This is a genomic window from Synechococcus sp. HK05 (assembly GCF_019104765.1).
Classification (GTDB): domain Bacteria; phylum Cyanobacteriota; class Cyanobacteriia; order PCC-6307; family Cyanobiaceae; genus Vulcanococcus.
On the sequence record NZ_JAHRXJ010000009.1, the window covers coordinates 100,598 to 119,701 of the forward strand.

At 64.9% G+C, this 19,104-nt stretch carries 19 protein-coding genes; 10 read left to right on the forward strand and 9 right to left on the reverse strand.

The annotated features are described in order from the left end of the window. Window positions 1–33: 33 nt before the first annotated feature. Both KUL97_RS07295 and KUL97_RS07300 read right to left on the reverse strand, forming a co-directional pair. Window positions 34–1,830 (reverse strand): hypothetical protein, encoded by a 1,797-nt coding sequence (locus KUL97_RS07295; RefSeq protein WP_217796307.1) that lies wholly within the window; start codon window positions 1,828–1,830, stop codon window positions 34–36. A gap of 40 nt (window positions 1,831–1,870) precedes the next feature. After that, window positions 1,871–2,278, reverse strand: a complete 408-nt coding sequence (locus KUL97_RS07300; RefSeq protein WP_217796308.1) for a prepilin-type N-terminal cleavage/methylation domain-containing protein — start codon at window positions 2,276–2,278, stop codon at window positions 1,871–1,873. A 147-nt stretch (window positions 2,279–2,425) separates the two neighbouring features. Here KUL97_RS07300 and KUL97_RS07305 point away from each other — a divergent pair, with 147 nt between their 5' ends. Beyond that, window positions 2,426–3,889: a sensor histidine kinase KdpD gene (locus KUL97_RS07305; RefSeq protein ID WP_217796309.1), complete on the forward strand. Its 1,464-nt coding sequence runs from the start codon at window positions 2,426–2,428 to the stop codon at window positions 3,887–3,889. 47 nt (window positions 3,890–3,936) lie between these two features. Then, entirely contained in the window at window positions 3,937–5,541 is a 1,605-nt protein-coding gene (locus KUL97_RS07310) for an alpha/beta hydrolase (protein ID WP_217796310.1), read from the forward strand. On the opposite strand, the gene KUL97_RS07315 is transcribed toward KUL97_RS07310, so the two are convergent. Continuing rightward, complete coding sequence (locus tag KUL97_RS07315; RefSeq protein ID WP_217796311.1) at window positions 5,504–5,884, reverse strand: response regulator; 381 nt, start codon at window positions 5,882–5,884, stop codon at window positions 5,504–5,506. The two genes, KUL97_RS07310 and KUL97_RS07315, sit on opposite strands and share 38 nt — an antisense overlap. Next, complete coding sequence (locus tag KUL97_RS07320) at window positions 5,881–6,618, reverse strand: response regulator transcription factor (RefSeq protein WP_217796312.1); 738 nt, start codon at window positions 6,616–6,618, stop codon at window positions 5,881–5,883. Before KUL97_RS07320 ends, KUL97_RS07315 begins: the two co-directional genes overlap by 4 nt. An 86-nt stretch (window positions 6,619–6,704) precedes the next feature. Here KUL97_RS07320 and KUL97_RS07325 point away from each other — a divergent pair, with 86 nt between their 5' ends. Continuing rightward, window positions 6,705–7,529 carry an ABC transporter permease gene (locus KUL97_RS07325; protein ID WP_217796497.1) on the forward strand — a complete coding sequence of 275 codons (825 nt, stop codon included), beginning with the start codon at window positions 6,705–6,707 and terminating at the stop codon, window positions 7,527–7,529. 3 nt (window positions 7,530–7,532) lie between these two features. Here KUL97_RS07325 and trmH read toward each other — a convergent pair whose 3' ends face one another. Then, complete coding sequence (gene trmH / locus KUL97_RS07330; protein ID WP_217796313.1) at window positions 7,533–8,228, reverse strand: tRNA (guanosine(18)-2'-O)-methyltransferase TrmH; 696 nt, start codon at window positions 8,226–8,228, stop codon at window positions 7,533–7,535. Between the two features lie 105 nt (window positions 8,229–8,333). Between trmH and KUL97_RS07335 the strand changes: the two genes are divergently transcribed. After that, window positions 8,334–8,657, forward strand: a complete 324-nt coding sequence (locus KUL97_RS07335; RefSeq protein ID WP_368656117.1) for an MGMT family protein — start codon at window positions 8,334–8,336, stop codon at window positions 8,655–8,657. Next, complete coding sequence (locus KUL97_RS07340; protein WP_217796315.1) at window positions 8,654–10,018, forward strand: 16S rRNA (cytosine(967)-C(5))-methyltransferase; 1,365 nt, start codon at window positions 8,654–8,656, stop codon at window positions 10,016–10,018. The genes KUL97_RS07335 and KUL97_RS07340 overlap by 4 nt, the downstream gene beginning before the upstream one ends. Before the next feature lie 10 nt (window positions 10,019–10,028). Here KUL97_RS07340 and KUL97_RS07345 read toward each other — a convergent pair whose 3' ends face one another. The 3 genes from KUL97_RS07345 to KUL97_RS07355 all read right to left on the reverse strand — a co-directional run bounded on the left by KUL97_RS07345 (window position 10,029) and on the right by KUL97_RS07355 (window position 13,331). Next, on the reverse strand, window positions 10,029–12,101 hold the full coding sequence (locus KUL97_RS07345; protein ID WP_217796316.1) for a PBP1A family penicillin-binding protein: 2,073 nt from the start codon (window positions 12,099–12,101) through the stop codon (window positions 10,029–10,031). Continuing rightward, window positions 12,098–13,030 (reverse strand): chlorophyll synthase ChlG, encoded by a 933-nt coding sequence (gene chlG, locus KUL97_RS07350; protein ID WP_303246124.1) that lies wholly within the window; start codon window positions 13,028–13,030, stop codon window positions 12,098–12,100. Before chlG ends, KUL97_RS07345 begins: the two co-directional genes overlap by 4 nt. Before the next feature lie 88 nt (window positions 13,031–13,118). Next, window positions 13,119–13,331 (reverse strand): DUF2862 domain-containing protein, encoded by a 213-nt coding sequence (locus KUL97_RS07355; RefSeq protein ID WP_010304223.1) that lies wholly within the window; start codon window positions 13,329–13,331, stop codon window positions 13,119–13,121. A gap of 79 nt (window positions 13,332–13,410) precedes the next feature. Between KUL97_RS07355 and hisF the strand changes: the two genes are divergently transcribed. The 4 genes from hisF to glyQ all read left to right on the forward strand — a co-directional run bounded on the left by hisF (window position 13,411) and on the right by glyQ (window position 16,329). Continuing rightward, complete coding sequence (gene hisF / locus KUL97_RS07360; protein WP_217796318.1) at window positions 13,411–14,184, forward strand: imidazole glycerol phosphate synthase subunit HisF; 774 nt, start codon at window positions 13,411–13,413, stop codon at window positions 14,182–14,184. 50 nt (window positions 14,185–14,234) lie between these two features. Continuing rightward, the gene (locus KUL97_RS07365; RefSeq protein WP_217796319.1) at window positions 14,235–14,531 is read left to right on the forward strand and encodes a hypothetical protein; all 297 of its coding nucleotides are present in this window, start codon (window positions 14,235–14,237) and stop codon (window positions 14,529–14,531) included. Continuing rightward, on the forward strand, window positions 14,500–15,216 hold the full coding sequence (gene ubiE / locus KUL97_RS07370) for a bifunctional demethylmenaquinone methyltransferase/2-methoxy-6-polyprenyl-1,4-benzoquinol methylase UbiE (protein WP_217796320.1): 717 nt from the start codon (window positions 14,500–14,502) through the stop codon (window positions 15,214–15,216). Before KUL97_RS07365 ends, ubiE begins: the two co-directional genes overlap by 32 nt. 243 nt (window positions 15,217–15,459) lie before the next feature. After that, window positions 15,460–16,329 carry a glycine--tRNA ligase subunit alpha gene (glyQ, locus tag KUL97_RS07375; RefSeq protein ID WP_217796321.1) on the forward strand — a complete coding sequence of 290 codons (870 nt, stop codon included), beginning with the start codon at window positions 15,460–15,462 and terminating at the stop codon, window positions 16,327–16,329. Here glyQ and KUL97_RS07380 read toward each other — a convergent pair. Then, window positions 16,326–17,003, reverse strand: a complete 678-nt coding sequence (locus tag KUL97_RS07380; RefSeq protein ID WP_217796322.1) for a LysM domain-containing protein — start codon at window positions 17,001–17,003, stop codon at window positions 16,326–16,328. The two genes, glyQ and KUL97_RS07380, sit on opposite strands and share 4 nt — an antisense overlap. A gap of 64 nt (window positions 17,004–17,067) precedes the next feature. Here KUL97_RS07380 and KUL97_RS07385 point away from each other — a divergent pair, with 64 nt between their 5' ends. Continuing rightward, on the forward strand, window positions 17,068–19,068 hold the full coding sequence (locus tag KUL97_RS07385; RefSeq protein ID WP_254896302.1) for a ComEC/Rec2 family competence protein: 2,001 nt from the start codon (window positions 17,068–17,070) through the stop codon (window positions 19,066–19,068). Window positions 19,069–19,104 lie beyond the last annotated feature (36 nt).

Here is a 19,104-nt window from a genome sequence, read left to right on the forward strand (position 1 = left end):
ATGTCAATAGCTGCGCTAGGCATAAAACATCAACTACCCTCCAAGCCAGCGCTGCTTATTTGTGCTTCGTAAAACAAAGTCGTAGAATAATGGCTCTATCTCTCCAGTGTTACTGGTCAGTCCCATAAGCTCAAAGACGTCTGTGATTCCGCTGCTGGGAATGATCCAGGTTGGATTTCCTGTTGAAGCCAGGTTGTTCGTCCATAAAACGCCGGTAAAAGTCGTGTCGCCTACAAGACTAACAGTCGCAGTGGGAAAATAAATGAAAAGGTTGGTGGCGTCGACGGTCCCTTTGATCGTGAGCTCTTGTGTTGGCTCTTGGCGTGTATTGCTGCCAAAGAGAGATAAATCCGTGATATTTGTTGATGGAGTGCAGTCGCCAGTTGCGCTAATGCTCGTGCAATTGGATATCGTTGTATTTCCTGTACCATCGATAACCTCTCCGCTGTCTTCAAAGTAAAGCCTGACCTTTGCGTCGCCAGTCAAAAACTTAATGTCACTATTCTTGTTGGATCCTGCGGACAGAGGAGCTCCGCCTATATTGCAGTGGACTTCTTCGTTATTGGTGGATCTTTTGCAATAGTCTGGAAGGATATTTGCGGAAAAGTCGTAGACTACGCTTTTGTTGCTTCCAGAGCCGCATTCTTTTTTGAATGCTGTACTGTCACAGGTGTCTGTTGTGATGTTGGTGTCGTCATTGAAGTAGCCTTTAGGTGGGTTTGCTGTTGAGCATGGATTTTCTTGATAAATTGAAAGTCCTCCTTTGGGGTTGCAGAATGTATAGGCTTTGGGGAGCTCTGTGTCGACTATGGCGACGCTAATGTCGGGATCTTTGTTGTTAATAGCGCATCCTGCTGTGTTGCTGGCTAGGCAGTAAATTGGATTGACTGGTGTCCCGATTTCATCTTCAACGTCGGTTGCCCTGCCCTTGACTGTAACGCTGCCTGTGTTTGTCCCCTCTGCTCCTGCGAGCAGTCCAAGGCCAAGCTGAGTCAGGCATACAGTTGTTCCTTGGAGCTCTCCAACTGTTTGAACGGCGTAATCAATGTTTCCGTGCTTTCCTCCAAAGGGGACCCCGCAGCACTTGGGAGTGAGTTCGTATGTGCGCTCTAAAATAACCGAGGAGATCACTTGACCATTTTGATATGACTGGCCTTCAACTTGAATGGTGACACTGCCAACGCCAGAAGGGTTTGCTGCTCGATCCCTCCACACACTAAGGTATCGGTCTTTTTCATTGATTTCTCCGTCACCATTGATGTCCCTCTGATTGTCCCCAATTGCCCCTCCATACGGCTGTCTGGTGATGCGTATCAGTCGGAAGGAGCGATTTGCAGTGCCCTGCACTGACGAAATGGTGCCGTTGCTGCTGATGTACCACTTGCCGTAGGTTGTGCTGGCAGCGTTGTTTGGGTCTAGGAGGCTGTAGTCAGGAATTTCGTTGGCGGGAGGTGGAGACTTTGTGACAATGCAAGGGTTTTGCCTGAGCTCAAGAATCTTGAGTGAATTATTTTTATTCTCCCATAGATCGCCGCTGTTGGCGTCCTGATAGTTTGGGTCTGTGTCGACGCCGTTGTTGCGAACAGTGTTGAGCCATCGATTCTGCGGCCTATTGAGTTCGGATGCAATCGTATTCATGCCTGTTTCGGCTGCGCTCCTTGCTGCCCAACTCCTGTTCTGAAAAGCGCTGCCAAAAAGGCCCCAGCTAGACCTGCTAGCTAGGGCTAAGCTTCCAGCTAAGAGCAGGAATCCTGCGAGTACGGAGATTGGTAATGAAAATCCCTCGCAGGCTCTTCCTCTCGTGGCGAATCTCGCTGATTGGTCTTTCATTGATGATCCGCGCTCTAGTTGGAAACGCTTTTGCTGCTAATTAGGAGCCAGCTCGGGTTGTCATCTCTACACTTCCATCGGTGTTGACGATTGCTACTGCAGTCGAATCGTCTACGGTGGCTGTGTAGGAGGTTCCAGCAGCGCAGGTGGCTGGACTTACGCCTTCACCAGGGGCAAACTGGTCTTCATCTTGGGTCACGAGTAGTGCTGCGCATGCTTTTGCTGCACCCATTGCAGCCGAATTGGCAGCGTTATCACGGGCACGCTGGGCTTGCGTCAAGTAGGCCGGCACGCCCACTGCCGATAGAATGCCAAGGATCACAACCACCACCAAGAGTTCAACCAGGGTGAACCCCTTTTGGTGATCACTGGCTAGTTTTTTGATAGTTCTTGTCTTTTTGTGAAGAAGCGTCTGCGCTAAAGATGATCTGAAGGGTGAGCTTGTCATGGGATGGATGTCCTCTCCGTTCATTCTGGCTTTTCGCTAGGGAGTTGGGCATGAGAAATTCTTGCTGGTTTCCTGAGAGTTCCCTTATGGCTGCTTAAAGATGCCGCTCTGCCTAGGATTTTCCTAGAGGTCATACGCCTCGCATCTATGGCAGTTGCATCAATCCGTCGCCATCTGCAGGCCACGAGCCTGTTGGCCGTTCTGGCTGGGTATGTGGTGCTGCTGCTGGTGAACCGGCAGCTTTCCGCGCGCCTGCGCCAGGATCGGCACGATGCCCAGGTGCGGGCCACCACGCAGTTATTGCAGGGCTTGCTCCCGGAAGAAATTGACTCCACCGCTGAGCTTCGGCGTCACCTTTCCGACCTGGCCAGCCCTTCATTGCTGGTGTGGATGATCTGGCTGGAGCCCGATCGTCAGGGCCCGGGCCCCGCGATTCTTCCCAGCGGAGCGGCGTTTCGGCAGTTTCACTCCGGCCATGCGCTGTTGCGGGCTGCTGATGCCGTGGTGCCGGCGGATGGCATGCCTCGCGAATTTCGCTTCGACGGGCGCACTTACTTCACCTGTTCGATGCCGCTCCGCCTGGCGGGGAAGCCCTACCAGTTGCGTTTTCTTCAGGACTTCACCCTGGAAACAGAACAGGAACGGCTGATCAGTCTCCTGCTTGTGGCTGTGGCTGGAGCCTCAGCGCTGTTTACCTCCGCTCTGATGCGGTTGGTGATCCATCGCGGCCTGCTGCCCCTCGATGCCTTCAGCGCCACCCTGGCCGGCATCAGCGCGCTCTCCCTCAGCACCGAGCGCCTCTCCCTCGAAGGGCAGCCCTCGGAGTTGCATCCGATCGCGCAGGCGTTTAACGACCTCCTCGATCGACTGGCGGAGGCCTGGGAGCATCAGCGCACCTTTGTGAATGGGGTGTCGCATGAGCTGCGCACGCCGATCACCCTTATCAGTGGTTACAGCCGCCGGCTCCTGCGCCGCGCTGACCAGCTCGATCAGCAGCAGCAGAAGCAGCTGGAGCTGGTGGCCTCAGAGTCCGAATCGATGGGGCGGCTGGTGAATGATCTGCTGGAAATCGCCCGCGATGATGCCGGGCGGCTGCAGTTGGAGAGCCAACAGCTTGATCCAGCGGTGCTGCTTGAGGAGCTCTTTGTGCGTTTGCGTCCCACCAGTGACGGCCGGCTGCAGTTGCAGCCCATCCCCAGTGGCTACCCCGGGGTGAGTGCCGATCCGGAACGGCTCAGCCAGTGCCTCACCAACCTGGTGGAAAACGCTCTCAAATACAGCCCTGCATCTCAGCCGATCGAGCTGGCTCTCAGCAGTGACGCCGATCAGGTGGTGCTGCATGTGCGCGATCACGGCGCTGGAGTGCCGGCTGCTGAGCGCGACAAGATCTTTGGCCGATTTGTGCGGGGCAGTGGCAGCGCCGACACCAGCGGCCACGGCATCGGCCTGGCCGTGGTGAAAACGCTGATGGAACGCATGGGTGGCAGCGTGCGTGTTGGGGATGCTCCGGGTGGGGGAGCTGATTTCCAGCTGTGCCTGCCCGCCATACCGGAGCCACCCGTGAGTTCCCGCCCCAGCCTGCGCCGCTGGCTCAGCCCGGGGTTGTCATGACCGCGGGGCATCGGTGAGGGTGGCCGGCAGCACGGTTTGTTTTACCCATGCCGCAACGCCTCAGCCGTTGGCTTGGATCCTTGGCTGCCTGCCTGGGGCTCACCGCCGGCAGTGCCGCCTCGGCCGCCGAAACGATTGTGTTCCAGTTCGGGGAGTTTTCCCGCGATGTGTCGGTGCCGTCGCTGGTGGCCTTCACCGAAACCGGCACGGTGAAGGAGGACCTGCGTTCCTATCTGAAGCTGCTCGATCCCCCCGCGCGCCAATCCCTGCGCACCGCCTTGAAGCAGCGCGTGCCGGTGAATGCGGTGATGGCCTCCAACTTCCTCAGCACCGCGCTCGGGGAGCGTGTGCTCGAGCAAGTGGTGAAGGTGATCGATCAGCCGCCCGCCATCGCCGGTCCGGCGCTCTCCTCGGCATTCATCCTCGGCTCCGGCCGTGAGGGTGATCTGCGCCTGATCGATGTGTTGCAGGCCTACCCCACCCAAACCCTGCCGGTGAATGCGGCGGCGGTGCTCTCGCTCACCCGCTCGCTATCGCAGCAGTTCAACCTGCAAAACCGCCTGTTCCCGCAGATCGCTTCGATCAACGGCACCCCGGCTCCGGGGCCGGATCTCAGCTCTTTGGCCCGTGGGGGCAGCACTGCTTACAGCACCACGCCCTTCAGCTTTCCCGGGCGTGACGGCACGACGATCACCGCCGTGGCCTACCTGCCCGCCACCGCCACGGCGGAGAACCCGGCGCCCCTAGTGGCGATCGCCCCCGGCTTGAACACCAACATGAACGCCCTGCTCTATGTAGGGCAGCAGTTGGCCAGCCATGGCTATGCGGTGGCGGCGCTCAACTTTCCCTTCACCAGCGCCACGGCGATCGAGGCTGCAATCGAGGGCACCGGTGCGGTTCCACCGCCGAACGCCTGGTACGGCCAGCCCGGCACGGTGAGCCAACTGGTCGATCAGGTGCAGCAGCGCTGGGGGGCGCGGGTGAACACCGAGGCGGTGGGGGTGCTCGGTCAGTCGCTCGGGGGCTACACGGCCACGGCCCTGGCCGGCGCCGAGCTCGATTGGGACTACCTCGTGAAGGGCTGCAGCGCCCTCAACGACCCTACCAAGGTGGTGCTCAACCCGGCGGTGGTGTGGCAGTGCGATGCCCCCGGCCAGGTGGTGAAGCAACGCAGCTTCCGCGATCCGCGCGTCAAGGCCGCCGTGGCGGTGAACCCCGTCACCAATCCGATCTTCAGCCCGGCCTCGCTCAAGGCGATTGCGGCGCCGGTGCTGTTCGTGTCTGGCACCAACGACGTGTTCGCGCCGCCGGTGTCGCAGCAGTTGATCCCGTTCACCTCGATCGAGCAGCCGGGATCGCTGCTGGCGTTGCAGCACAACGGCACGCACCTGTCGTTTCTCAACGGCACCTCCAAGCTGCCGGAGTTTGTGATCGGCCCTGATCAGCCGTTGGCGCGGCAGGAGCTGCGGGGCATGGCGCAGGCCTTCTTCGATCGTCACCTGCGCGACCAGGCTTCGGCCCAGCCCCTGGCTGCGCCGACCGCCACCAGTGGTGTGCTCAGCGGCAGCGCGCCGCTGCGGCTCTTGATCACGCCGAGTTTCAGCCGCGAGGAGCTCAATCAGGTGGACCCTGGCCTTCGCCAGTTCCCCTGAGCAGCGCCGGCAGCTGCTCGAGCGCTTCTGTTTTGAGCAGGGTGGTGCTGGCGCCGGCTGAGGCGGCGATGCGTTGCACCTCGGGGTCGCACAGGGCCGTGACCACCACCACCTGGCCGCGGAACTGCTGCTCCTGGAGCGCCGCCAAGGTGGCGGCGCCATCGAGCCCCGGCATCATCCAATCGAGCAGCACCAGCTCCACCCGATCGAGCTGCCCATGGGCCAGCAGCTCCTGGCCATCGCGGCAACGCAACACCTCAGCGCCGAGGTCGTCCAGTTCGGCGGCCAGCAGCTCGCGGATGCGGGCGTCGTCATCCACCACGGCCACCACAGGAGCGCTCATGCGGCAGGCTCCTTGATGGCACCGGCCTTGAGCAGAAAGCCCACACCCCGCACCGTTTGGATCAAGGTGGGCTGGCCGGGGGGCTCGAGCTTGCGGCGCAGGTAGCGCACATACACGTCGAGCACATTGGCATCTCCCACGAAGCTTTCGCCCCACACGCGCTCCAGCAGGCTCTCGCGGCTCTGCACCCGCCCCGCTCCTGCCATCAGGCACTGCAGCAGCTGAAATTCGGTGCGGCTGAGCTGCACGGGAACACCGCCGCGGCTCACTTCATGGCTGGCCAGATCGAGCTGCAGATCCTCCAGTTGCAGCACCTCGCTCTGTGTCTGTCCGCCACCGGCCGCAGGGCTCCGCCGTGCCAGGGCCCGCAGCCGCGCCAGGAGCTCCTCGATTGAAAACGGCTTCACCAGGTAGTCGTCAGCGCCGGCATCGAGGGCCTGCACCCGATCGGCCACCGCATCGCGGCCGGTGAGCATCAGCACGGGTAGAAGTAGGCCGGTGGAGCGCAGGCGCTGGCACACTTCCACGCCGCTGAGGTCCGGCAGCATCCAATCGAGGATCACCAGGTCGGGCGGTTGTTGGCGGATCTCGGTGAGGGCGCCAATCCCATCGCTGAAACTGCGCACCGCATAGCCCTCCTCCTCCAGCTCCAGCTCGAGAAACTGGCGCAGGCGGGGGTCGTCGTCGGCCAGCAGCACGCTGGTGTTCTGGCCGCCCGCGCTGACGGATGCCATGGTGTGCCGCAATGGCTCACCCTGTCTTACCCGAATCTGCGGCATCGCGCCTGTTGCGCTGGCGGCCCCGCAACCTCGCGGCACGCATGGCGCGCTGGGGTGTGGTGATCGTGATCGTGTATCTGCTGATCGCTTTGCTTACACCGCTGTTCACGCACCTCGGCCTGCTGCCGGATGTGAACGCAGGCCTGGATAACCCCATCTATGCACCCCCCTCCTGGCAGCACTGGTGCGGCACCGATCGGCTGGGCCGTGATGTGTGCAGCCGCACCCTCGCCGGCAGCGGTGTGGCCCTGCAGGTGGTGGCGGTGGCGCTGGTGTCAGCCCTGGTGATTGGTGTGCCGCTCGGGATGGTGAGCGGCTATCTGGGTGGTTGGCTCGATCGCGGCTTGGTGCTGCTGATGGACACGCTTTACACGCTGCCTGTTCTGCTGCTTTCGGTGGTGCTCGCCTTCCTGCTCGGTAAAGGGCTGCCGAACGCGGCCGCTGCGCTCTGCGTGGTTTACGTGCCCCAATACTTCCGGGTGGTGCGCAACCAAACGGCGCAGGTGAAGGCCGAGTTGTTTGTGGAGGCGGCTCGTTCCCTTGGTGCCGGCCCTCTCTGGATCCTGCGCCGCTATCTGTTCCGCAATGTGATCACCTCGGTGCCGGTGTTGCTCACCCTCAATGCTGCCGATGCAGTGCTCGTGCTTGGAGGCCTCGGTTTTCTGGGGCTAGGCCTCCCGGAAACCGTGCCCGAATGGGGCAGCGATCTGCAGCAGGCCCTCAGTGCTTTGCCCACCGGCATCTGGTGGACGGCGCTCTACCCCGGGGTGGCGATGTTTGTGCTGGTGCTGGGGCTCTCGTTCTTGGGTGAAGGCCTGGAGAGCTGGCTCAGCGGCAGTGGCAGCAGTGGGCGTTCGCAGAGCTGAAGTTCAGTAACGCAGCTTCAAGGTGCGTGGCAGCTGCTCCGCGATTTCTCCCTCTTCGGTGAGCGGCGGGTATGGCCGGCCTTGTCGCCGGCACCAATCGGCCACCTGCGGGTAGGCCCACTCGAACAAGAGCTTGCGGTAGGCCTCCTCACCGCCGGGCACGCCTTCTCCCTGGCTCGGTACCAGCCCCGCCCGCTCTCGCTGACGCAACGCTTCAAACAGCAACGTGGCGGCCGCCACGCTCACATTGAGGCTCTGCACCATCCCGGTCATCGGGATGAACAGCGGCTGATCCACCATCGCCAGCGCCTCATCGCTCATGCCCCATTTCTCGGCGCCCATCAGGAAGCAGCTGGGGCCGGTGAAGTCGCAGTCGCGGTAGTCGCGCGCATCCACGCTCAGGTGGGTGCCATAGATGCGGAAGCCCTTGGCCTTGAGGCCGCTCAGGCACTCCTCGATGCTCGGGTGCGGATGCAGCGGTACCCACTTCTGGCTGCCCTTGGCGGTTTTGTTGAAGGTGCGCGGCCGGCCCGGCAGGCTCACCACGTGGGCCTCCAGCACCCCCACGGCATCGCAGGTGCGCAGGATGGCTGAGAGGTTGTGGGGCTTGTCCACCGCTTCCAGCACCACGGTGAGATCGCCCATGCGGCGGTTGAGCACGGTCTGCAGGCGCTCAAAGCGGCGGGGCAGCAGGGGCATCGTTCAGGGCGGGCCTGTGGTCCATCGTCCCGGATCGCCGGATCGGCAGCCCAGGCCCGATAGCGTTCCGCCGTGGACCCAGGCTTCTACGATCGCGTTCGCCAGGTGGTGGCCCAGATCCCAGCGGGTCAGCTCGCCACCTACGGCCAGATCGCCGAGCTCATCGGCGCCTACGGCTGTGCCCGCCAGGTGGGCTGGGCGCTGCGCCGTCTCGCCCTGCCCTCGGAGGTGCCTTGGCATCGGGTAGTGAATGCCCAGGGCCGCATCAGCATGAGCCTCAGCCGCGAAGGCTCCGACTGGATGCAGCGGGAGCTGCTGCTCGCCGAGGGCATCCCGGTGGATGAGCAGGGGCGGCTGCCATTGGCCCGTTATCGCTGGATCCCCCCGGGCGCTAGTTGTGGAGCAACATCGGACCCGTTGCCCTGTTGAGCTCGTCGCCTGTTGCTTCAACGGCTGCTGAACCCAAGGGCCTGGCGCCGCGGCGGTTGGCCTGGCAGGTTTTGCAGGCTGTTGCGGCCGGGGCCTATGCCGATGGCGCACTGGAGCGGGAGTTGGGGCGCACGCCGCTCTCGTCAGTGGATCGGGGCCTGGCCACGGAGCTGGCCTACGGGGCCATCCGCCAGCGCCGCTTGCTTGATGCCTGGCTCGATCAGCTGGGCAAGGTGCCCGCCGAACGCCAGCCTCCCAAGCTGCGCTGGCTGCTGCACATTGGCCTCTATCAGCTTCTGGCCAGCGATCGGGTGCCCCCCTCCGCGGCGGTGAGCACCACGGTGGAACTGGCCAAGCGGGGCGGGCTGGCGCGCCTGGCACCGGTGGCTAATGGTCTCTTGCGCGCTTTCCTGCGCCGGCGAGAGGCTGGCGACACCCTGCCGCTCACGCCAGAGCAAGCCCTGGATCCGGCCACTGTCCTTGGGGTTCGGCAGTCGTTGCCGCCCTGGTTGGCGGTTGAGCTGCTGGGGTGGCTACCGCCCGAGCGGGCCGAAGCCTTTGGCCTCGCCTGCAACACGCCGCCCAGCCTGGATCTGCGGGTGAATCGCCTGCGCAGCACCCCGGACGAGGTGTGTGCAGCTCTGGCGGCAGCGGGGGTGGAGGCCTGCCCGATTGAGGGTCTGGCTTCGGGGATCACCCTGAAGGGGCGCAGCGGCGACCTCAGCCGCCTGCCGGGTTTTGCGGAAGGGCATTGGTGCGTGCAAGACCGGGCGGCGCAGCGCATTGCGCCGCTGCTGGATCCTCAGCCCGGTGAGCGGATCCTGGATGCCTGCGCGGCTCCTGGCGGCAAAAGCACTCACCTCGCGGAATGGATGGGAGATCAGGGGCTGGTGCTGGCGCTGGACCGTGGTGAGGCTCGGTTGCGGCGGGTGAGCCGCAACGCCGAACGGCTTGGTCTGAGCAGCATTGCGGTGCAGCACGGGGATGCCACGGCCCTGGCTCAGCAGCAACCTGAGTTGCTCGGCCATTTCGATCGCATCCTGGTGGATGCCCCTTGCTCCGGCCTTGGCACCTTGGCCCGCCATGCCGACGCCCGCTGGCGGATTGATCCAGCGGCGATTGAAGATCTGGTGGTGCTGCAACGCCAGTTGCTGGAGGGGCTGTTACCGCTGCTCAAGCCCCAAGGCCGATTGGTGTACGCCACCTGCACCGTTCATCCCCGCGAAAACAACGCCTTGATCGATGCGTTTGCGGCGGATCATCCCGCCTTGCAGGTGCGCCAGAGCTGGCAGCTCTGGCCGGGTGAAATGGCAGGCGCTGGCGACGGCTTCTATGCCGCCGTGCTCGAGCACCAGGGCTGAGCGATCCGCCTCAGGGCAGAGCTGGAGGTGCGGCCGGTAGCCCTGCGGGAGGAAGCGGCGGCGGCGGTGCTGGCGGTGCGGCTACGGGGGCAGCCGGTGTGGCGTTGGTTGGTGGGCTGGGTTCGCTGGGTGTGCCTTCTGGGATCACCGCCTCCACCGGTGGTTTGTCCTCGGTGGGGGCTGGTGCGGCAGGCTGTGCCGGTGTGGCCACAGGCGCGGCTGCTTCCGGTTTGGGTTTCGGCTTGAGCGCCTTGAGTGGATCGAATTTGCCGGCCAGCTGGGGCTTGGGCGGGAAGGGGCGCACGGGCAGATCCTTGAGGATCGGGCCCATGTAGTCGGCCCAGGCCACCACGGCCACGGCGCTGGTGCTCTTGGTTTCCTTGTTGTTGTCGTATCCGAGCCACAGGCCTGTCACCAGCTGGGGCACGCCGCCGATGAACCAGAGGTCGCGGCCGCCTTCGGAGGTGCCGGTTTTGCCGGCGGCGGGGCGGTTGGGCGGTACAGCGCCGTAGCCGGTGCCGCCCTTCACCACCTGCTGCAGCATCCAGAGCATGGCGTCGGCGATGTCGCTTGGCACAGCGCGGCGGCCGCGGTCGCCATCGACGCGGCGGCTCCAGAGCAGCTCGCCGTTGGGGCCGAGGATTTCTTCAAAGGGTGTGGGGGTCACGTACACGCCACGGTTGAAGATCGCGGCGTAAGCGGCGGTCATATCGAGCACGGTCTGCTCGGTGGCCCCCACCGCCAGCGGATAGAAGCGGCCGAGCTCGCGGGTGATGCCCAGGCTCTTGGCGGTGGCGATCACCTTGTCGAAGCCCACCTGCTTGAGCAGGCTCACCGACACGGTGTTAAGCGACTGCTGCAGGGCCACCCACAGCGGCACCACACCCCGATATTTGTTGCCGAAATTGCGCGGGCAGTAGCCGCCGAAGCACTGCTGCTTGTCGTTGATCTTGTCCTCAGGCTTCATCCCCTCCTTGAGGGCGCTGAGGTACACGAACAGCTTGAAGGTGGAGCCGGGTGAGCGCAGCGCCTGGGCTGCGCGGTTGAACTGGCTCTTGTCGAAATCTTTGCCCCCCACCATCGTGCGCACCAGGCCGGTGCCCGGCTCCATCGACACCACGGCGCCCTCCATGGCGCCGCGGGCGTGCTTGTTGATCGTGGCCTGAGCCCGCTCCTGCCAGCTGAGGTTGAGGCTGCTGCGGATCGTGAGTCCGCCCACCTCCAGATCTTCGGGGCTCAGCACCTTGGGCAGTTCCTGCGCCACCCAGCTGGTGAAGTAGGGCGCTCGGCTGGTCCAATACTTCGGCTCGGCTGGCTTCAGGAGCAGCGGGGCGGCATTGGCGGTTTGCAGCTGTAGTGCATCGATGAAGCCGGCTTCCCGCATTCGCCGCAGCACCGTGGCGCGGCGCTGGAGGGCGAGATCAGGATTCACCAGCGGCGAATACACCGAAGGTGCCGGTGGCAGGCCCGCGATCAGAGCGGCCTCCGGCAGCGTGAGCTCGGCCGGTGTTTTCGAGAAGTAGATCCAGGCTGCATCCGACACGCCATAGGCGCTCGAGCCCAGATACACGTAGTTGAGGTATTGCTCAAGGATTTGCTGCTTGCTGAGCTGGCGCTCCAGCTTTCCCGCCAGCAGCGCTTCTTTGAGCTTGCGGATGATCGTGCGGTCCTGGCTCAGGAACACCGTGCGCGCCAGCTGTTGGGTGATCGTGCTGGCACCCTCCTCCACCGATCCCCGGCTCACGTTGCGCATCAGGGCGCGGCCGATGCCCACGGGATCGATGCCGTTGTGCTCGTAGAAGCGGCGATCCTCCGCAGCGATGAAGGCACGCTGTACGAGCAGCGGCATCTGCCCACTCACCAGCTTCTCGCGCGTGGCGGGGCCCAGCTTCTGGATCACCTGCCCATCCGCCGAGAGCACGGTCACCGTGCCCGGGCGGTTGTAGCTACTCACCCGCTGCACATTGGGCAAGGTTGAATCCAACCCCTGCACCAGCAGGTTCTGGCCCAGGGCAACGGTGATGCCGGCTCCAGCCCCAATCAGGCCAGCGCGCAGCAAAGGGCGGCGGCGTGCGCCTGTCACATCACCACCAGATCGCTATGGCCGATGGCCAGAGCGGTCACCAACATGCCGAGCACCAAGAAGGGTTGTGCACTGGCCTGGTATTTCACATCGAAGGCCACGGGATCGCGGAGCAGCCAGATGTCCTGGAAGGTGATCTGCGGAATCACCAGCAGCACGAGCAGTACCGCCGCGAAATGCTGACCGATCGCGATCAACACGGCCACCATCGCCAGCTGAAACACGTCGATCATGCCGGCGCTGATCCAGCTGGCTTTTTCAATGCCGAACGCCACAGGCAGCGATTGCAGGCCCAAGGCGCGATCGCCTTCCACGCTCTTGAAGTCGTTCACCACAGCAATGCCAAGGCCGGCCAGGGAGTAGGCCAGGGTGAGCAAAGCGGTGGTCCAGGTGAGTTGGCCGAACAGGGCCTGCCCAGCCCACCAAGGCAAGGCGATATAGCTGGCACCCAGGGCGTAGTTGCCCAGCCAGCCGTTCTGCTTCAGCTTCAGCGGCGGGGCGGAATAAATGAAGCTCACGAAGGAGCCACCGAGCGCCAGCAGGAACAGCACCGGGGTGGCGTGACCAGCCCAACGATCGAGGCCGTAGGCCACGCCCAAGCCAGCCAACAGCAGAACCCAGATCTGCGCCTTCACCTGCCAGAGCGGAATGGCGCCGGAGGGAATCGGCCGATAAGGCTCGTTGATCGCGTCGATCTCGCGGTCGTAGTAGTCGTTGATGGTCTGCGTGTAGCCGGCTAGCAGCGGACCGCTCATCAGCATGCAGGCGATCGAGGCGCCCACCTCAGGCATGGTCCAGTGGAAGTTGCCGGAGGCGGCGGCACCGCAAAGCACCCCCCAGATCAAGGGGATCCAGGTGACCGGCTTCATCAGCTGAAGCCGGATCTTCCAAATGTTGGAGGTGCCGCTCGCACCTTTCATCCCCAGCAGTTGCCGTGCCCCACCTCCGCTGCTGGCGGTGGGGTTGGGGGATGCGTTGGTGGAGTCGCTCGTGGGTTCGCTCACAGGGGCTGACGGATCAGGCAGCGGTGATCTCGTCGTCGAAGAACCAGGTGGTGGTGCCGTTGGCCAGCTCCACCACCACGCCGATGCCCTTGCCGTCGGTCACCTTGAAGTCCTTCACGGTGCCGGTGGCATCGGCCTGGAGGGCAGCCACGAGATCGGCAGGAATGCGGTCGCGCACCCGGGTGACCCGCACCTTCGAGCCGACGGTGATGGCAGCCTGGGACATGTCCGGCGCGACGCAAAAGTGGCGTCAGATTAGCCCCCAGTCCTGCGGCTCTACAGCCGTCAGCCGCTCCCCCTTCGCCATGGTCGCCAAACGGATCATTCCCTGCCTCGATGTGGCCGATGGCCGGGTGGTGAAGGGCGTGAACTTTGTGGGTCTGCGGGATGCCGGTGATCCCGTGGAGCTGGCCTGCCGCTACAGCGCCTCTGGTGCTGATGAGCTGGTGTTTCTCGACATTGCGGCGTCTCACCAGGGCCGCGCCACCTTGGTGGAGTTGGTGCAGCGCACCGCTGAAGCGGTCACCATCCCCTTCACCGTGGGCGGCGGCATCAGCACGGTGGAGGGCATCACCGAGCTGCTGCGGGCCGGGGCCGACAAGGTGAGCCTCAACTCCTCGGCTGTGCGCGATCCCGAGCTGGTGGCGCGGGGAGCAGAGCGGTTTGGCTGCCAGTGCATCGTGGTGGCCATCGACGCCCGCCGCCGCGAGGGGGGCTGGGATGTGTACGTGAAAGGCGGCCGCGAGAACACCGGGCTTGATGCGGTGGAGTGGGCGCGGCGGGTGGTGGATCTCGGGGCCGGCGAGATCCTGCTCACCTCGATGGATGGCGATGGCACCCAGGCCGGCTACGAGCTCAACCTCACGCGCGCCGTGGCCGATGCCGTGGAGGTGCCGGTGATCGCCAGTGGCGGCGCCGGCTGCATCGATCACATCGCCCAGGCGCTGGATGCCGGCCCGCAGGGCGGCCATGCCTCGGCGGCTCTGCTGGCGTCGTTGCTGCACGACGGCGTGCTCAGCGTGGAGCAGATCAAACAAGATCTGCTCGGTCGTGGTTTCAACATCCGCCCGCTCGCGTAGGCCTGTTACGCGCCGTTACATTCGTCTCAGATTCGAGCCTCTGCCCGTTCGTGCACGCCCTGGTTCAGACCCACTCCACGGCTCTTGCGGTGGTGCTCGTGCTGGCCGTTGTGGCGATGGTGGCTTGGGCGCTTCAGCTGATGCAAGCCGCGGCTGATCGCAAGGAGTTTTCACTGATGCTCGCCGGCTGCATGGTGTGCTCGGCGGCGGTGGGGCTTGCGGCCGTGATGGTGATGAGTTTCACCAGCGCTGATCGCGTGGAGGCCCAGCTGGAGGCTGGAGGTGTCAGTCTCGACGCGATCTCCCTGCCCTGGGATGCCAGCTTCGATTCAACCCGGCGATCCTGAGCAGGTTCGCGATCTGTTTGATCGCATCGCCCCTGCTTACGACAGGCTCAACGACCTGCTCAGCCTGGGCCTGCACCGCATCTGGAAGCGGCAGGCTGTGGCCTGGCTCGAGCCGCAGCCAGGGCAGCGTCTTCTGGATCTCTGTTGCGGCACCGGGGATCTGGCGCTGGTGCTGGCGGAGAAGGTGCGCCCGGCGGGACTGGTGTTGGGCATTGATGCGGCGGCGGCGCCGCTGGAGCGTGCTCGGCAGCGGGCTCACGGCCAGCCCTGGCTGCCGGTGGAGTTCCGCCTGGCTGACGCGACGGCTACAGGGCTGGCGGATGCCTCAGCGGATGGGGCGGTGATGGCCTACGGGCTGCGCAACCTGCCTGATCCTGCTGCGGGGCTGCAGGAACTGCGGCGCTTGCTGCGGCCCGGTGGGCGCGCGGCGGTGCTCGATTTCAATCGGCCGGCTGATCCCCATGGCGCTACGGCTGCTTTTCAGCGGTTGTATCTGCGTCGCTTGGTGGTGCCGCTGGCCCGCAGGGCGGGGCTGGAGGAGCAATACGCCTACCTCGAGCGCAGTCTTGAGCGCTTTCCCACGGGGGTGGAGCAGGAGGAGCTGGCTTTGGCGGCCGGCTTCAGCGGCGCCCGTCATCGTTTGTTGGCGGGCGGCCAGATGGGGCTGCTGCAGTTGCTGGCATGAGTGCGCTGCTGATTTTCCAGTTCGCGCTCTTGCTTGGCTGAAAGCATCACCGTGATCGCGCTGATCAGCAGGGCGGGCAAGAAGATGCTGAGTCCGAGATCGGGTCCCATCTGAGAGCGGCGAGTGCTTTCAGCGTGGATCTGCGCCGGGGGTGCGTCAGTAGGTGCTTTTGCGGTCGTTGATCCGTCGCTGGGCAGAATCGGGGGCCGAGCGCGCCCACGCCGGCCTCACCAGGAGCAGATCGTGCATTTCCAGGACATCATCAGCACCCTCAACCGCTTCTGGGCCGAGCGGGGCTGCCTGATCCTGCAGCCCTACGACACCGAAAAGGGCGCTGGCACGATGAGCCCTCATACGGTGCTGCGGGCCATCGGCCCCGAGCCCTGGGCGGTGGCCTATCCCGAGCCATGCCGGCGCCCCACCGATGGGCGCTACGGCGATAACCCCAACCGGGCCCAGCACTACTTCCAGTACCAGGTGCTGATCAAGCCCAGCCCCGATGGCATCCAGGAGACCTACCTCGCTTCGCTCGAGGCCCTGGGCATCAAGGCGGCTGACCACGACATCCGCTTCGTGGAGGACAACTGGGAGTCGCCCACCCTCGGTGCCTGGGGTGTGGGCTGGGAGGTTTGGCTCGATGGCATGGAGGTCACCCAGTTCACCTACTTCCAGCAGTGCGGTGGCATCGACTGCCGGCCCGTGTCGATTGAGATCACCTATGGCCTCGAGCGCCTGGCCATGTATCTCCAGGACGTGGAGAGCATCTGGGATCTCTCCTGGGACGGCAACCGCTCCTACGGCGACATCTGGCTGCCCTTTGAAAAGGGCCAGTGCACCTACAACTTCGAAGCCTCCAACCCCGAGCGGCTCAAGCAGCTGTTTGCCATCTACGAAGCCGAAGCCGCCGATCTGGTGGCCAAGCAATTGCCGGCGCCGGCGCTCGACTTCGTGCTCAAGTGCAGCCACACCTTCAACCTGCTCGAGGCCCGCGGTGTGATCTCGGTGACGGAGCGCACCGCCACCATCGGCCGTATCCGCAACCTGGCCCGGCAAGTAGCCGAGGCCTGGCTGGCGGAGCGGGAAGCGCTGGGCTTCCCACTGCTGGAGCGCTAAGGATCTGGGCTCGGCGGCGGCACCGGCACCGCCGGTCCATCGAGCGTGTTACTGCACAGATCCAGCACGATCCGCTGCCCCACGCTGCCTGGAGCGGGGGTGTCCCAGCCCTGCCAGGTGCCGTCGATCCGCCAGTTCTGGCGCAGGCTCGTGCATTGCACGGCCACGGCCGTGGCGGCTGAGCCCCGCAGCCCCAGATCGCTGATCGAGGGCTTCACCAGGGTGATGCGCACGCCGCCGGGGTGCAGCCGCCAGCCCGACCAATCCACGGCAGTGCTGTTGAACCATTTCCAGCGCGCTTTGCCGGAGAGCTCCCGCAGTTCGAGTTCGGCGCGATCGCGCCGCTCAGCGGGGCTCAGCAGCAGTGCGGCGGCGGCCTCAGCGCTGCTGCCCTCAGGCGGGGGTGGTGCCACGGCATCGGCAGGTGCGTTGCTGCGGGTGGAGGCGCCTGGCGCCCCAGGCAGTTTCAACACCTCGCCCACCTGCAGCAGGGTGGGATCGCTGATGCCGTTGAGGTCGATCAACGCCTGCAGGTCCACGCGATAGCGCAGGGCCAGCTGTTCCAGTGTGTCGCCCTCCACCACCGTGATGGTGCGGGGCTGGCCCCAACTGGGCCCTGCGGCGATCAGCGCCAGGCTGCAGGCCAGTGCCAGGAAGCGCTGCCGTCGCTCCATCACCCCAGGGATCTCGGCGGAACCTTAAGGGAACACTCCCAGTAGTGCTGTTGCGAATCAGGCCATGGGTGCGGTGGGTCTGGGCGTTCTGTTGCTGGCGCTGGCGATCGGTGTGTTGCCGCTGAGCGGGCCGCTCAAGCTCGGCTTGCTCGGGGCGCTGCTCCTGGCGGTGGTGCTTGGGCTGAGGCGCCGGCCGCGCCTGCTGGTGCTGTTGTTGCTGGTGCTGCCGCTGAGTTGCGGCCGTGGTGTGCTCGGCCAGCCCCACCAAGCTCCCTCCGATCCGGTGCATCGCTTGGCGGGCTCGGCGCGTGAGCCGGTTACCCTCACCGCCCAGCTGCTGGAGGATCCACGGCCTGATCCCAGCGGGCAGCGCTGCCGGGCTCTGGCCCAGTTGCCTGGTGGTCGCAGTGAGCTTCAGTTCAGCCCTTGCCCGGCTGTGCGCATGGGGTGGCGGCTGCAGCTTGATGGCATGCTGCGCAAGCTGCCGCCAGCGCCCCATCCGCTGCTCTCCGGTTCAGCCGAGCGCCTGCAGCGCCGCGAAGCCTGGACGGCATTGGATGTGCAGCAGTGGCAGGTGTTGCAGCGGGCGCCAACCCCCATTGCCGACCTTCGGCGCCAGATCGGGCTGGCGTTGCGCCAGGCGGGGGGTGAACGGGCCGGTGGGGTGCTCTCTGCGCTGGTGCTCGGCAGTGCCGTGAGCCCCTTGCCGCAGGAGGTGCGGGAGGCGTTTCGGGCGGCGGGTTTGTCCCATGCGTTGGCGGCGAGCGGATTTCATCTGAGCGTGTTGCTCGGTGCGGTGCTGGTGATCGCTCGGCCTTTGCCGGCGGCCCTGCGCTGGGCGTTAGCCCTTGGCGCGATGGGGATCTTCCTGTTGCTGGCTGGTGCGCAGCCCTCGGTGGTGCGAGCTGTGTTGATGGGAGCGGTGGCCTTTGGTCTGCAGGAATGCGGCCGGCGCAGTCGTCCCCTTTCGGTGTTGTTGCTGTGCCTGCTGGTGATGCTGCTGTTGCGGCCGGCCTGGTTGCTTGATGTGGGCTTTCAGCTCAGTGCGGCCGCCACGGCGGGTTTGATCCTCACGGCCCGGCCGCTGGAGCAGCAGTTGAGAGGCGTTGCCCCCGCCTGGGCTGCTGCTGCGATGGCGGTGCCGGTGGCGGCCTCGCTGTGGACGATTCCGTTGCAGTTGCTCCATTTCGGTGCGCTGCCCCTCTACGCCGTGCCCGCCAACCTGCTGGTGGGGCCGCTGCTCACGCCGCTCACCCTGGGGGCGATGGCGATGGCGGCTCTGGCGTTGCTCTGCCCGCCGTTGATGACGGCCCTCGGTTGGTTGTTGGTGCCGGTGGCGCACGTGCTGGTGTGGCTGGTGCGTCAGCTGGCGGCGCTGCCCTTGGCTCAGTGTCAGCTGGGCCGTCTGTCGCCCTGGCTGGCGCTGGCCTCGGCGCTGGGCCTTTTGCCTTGGTTGGTGCCGCAGCTGCGCCGCTGGCGCCTGTGGGCTGCGCTGCTGTTGGGGTGTGTGGCGGCTGCGCAGTTCCACTTGCTCCGTGCTGATCAGCTGCTGTTGGTGGAGGACGGCAGCCGCCAGTGGTTGTTGGCACGCCATGGCGGACGGGCGGCGCTGATCAGCCGCCGCGCGGATGGCCTCAGCTGCAGCCGCGGGGCGCAGCTGGCCCAGGGGCTGGGGGTGCAGCGCTTCGATTGGGTGCTGTCGTTGGACGCGCTTCCGCCAGAGCCCCCTGCCTGTTGGGCGGCGCTGACGCCCACCCTGTTGGCTGGTCAGAACGGCAGTCCGCCCTTGGCTCGCGGTCAGCGGTTGCAGAGCGCGGGGCTGGCGGTGGAGGCCGTGTCGGACACCAGTCAGGCCCTGCTGCTGGCCGCCGGTCGCTGGCGCTGGGGATTGCTGCCCGATCGCCAGGCCTGGTGGAGCTGGCGCGAGCAGCCTGGGCTTGCGGTGGATGGGTTGTGGCTGGGGTTTCGGCCCCGGCCCGCTGAGCAAGCTGCCTTGCCCGCGCTGCCGCCCGCGCGGCTCTGGTGGCCGCCTGCCGGTTCAGCCAGCGGTTGGCGTCAGGCCTGAGCCGGCACCCTGGTCTCTACACTGCATCGGTCGCCT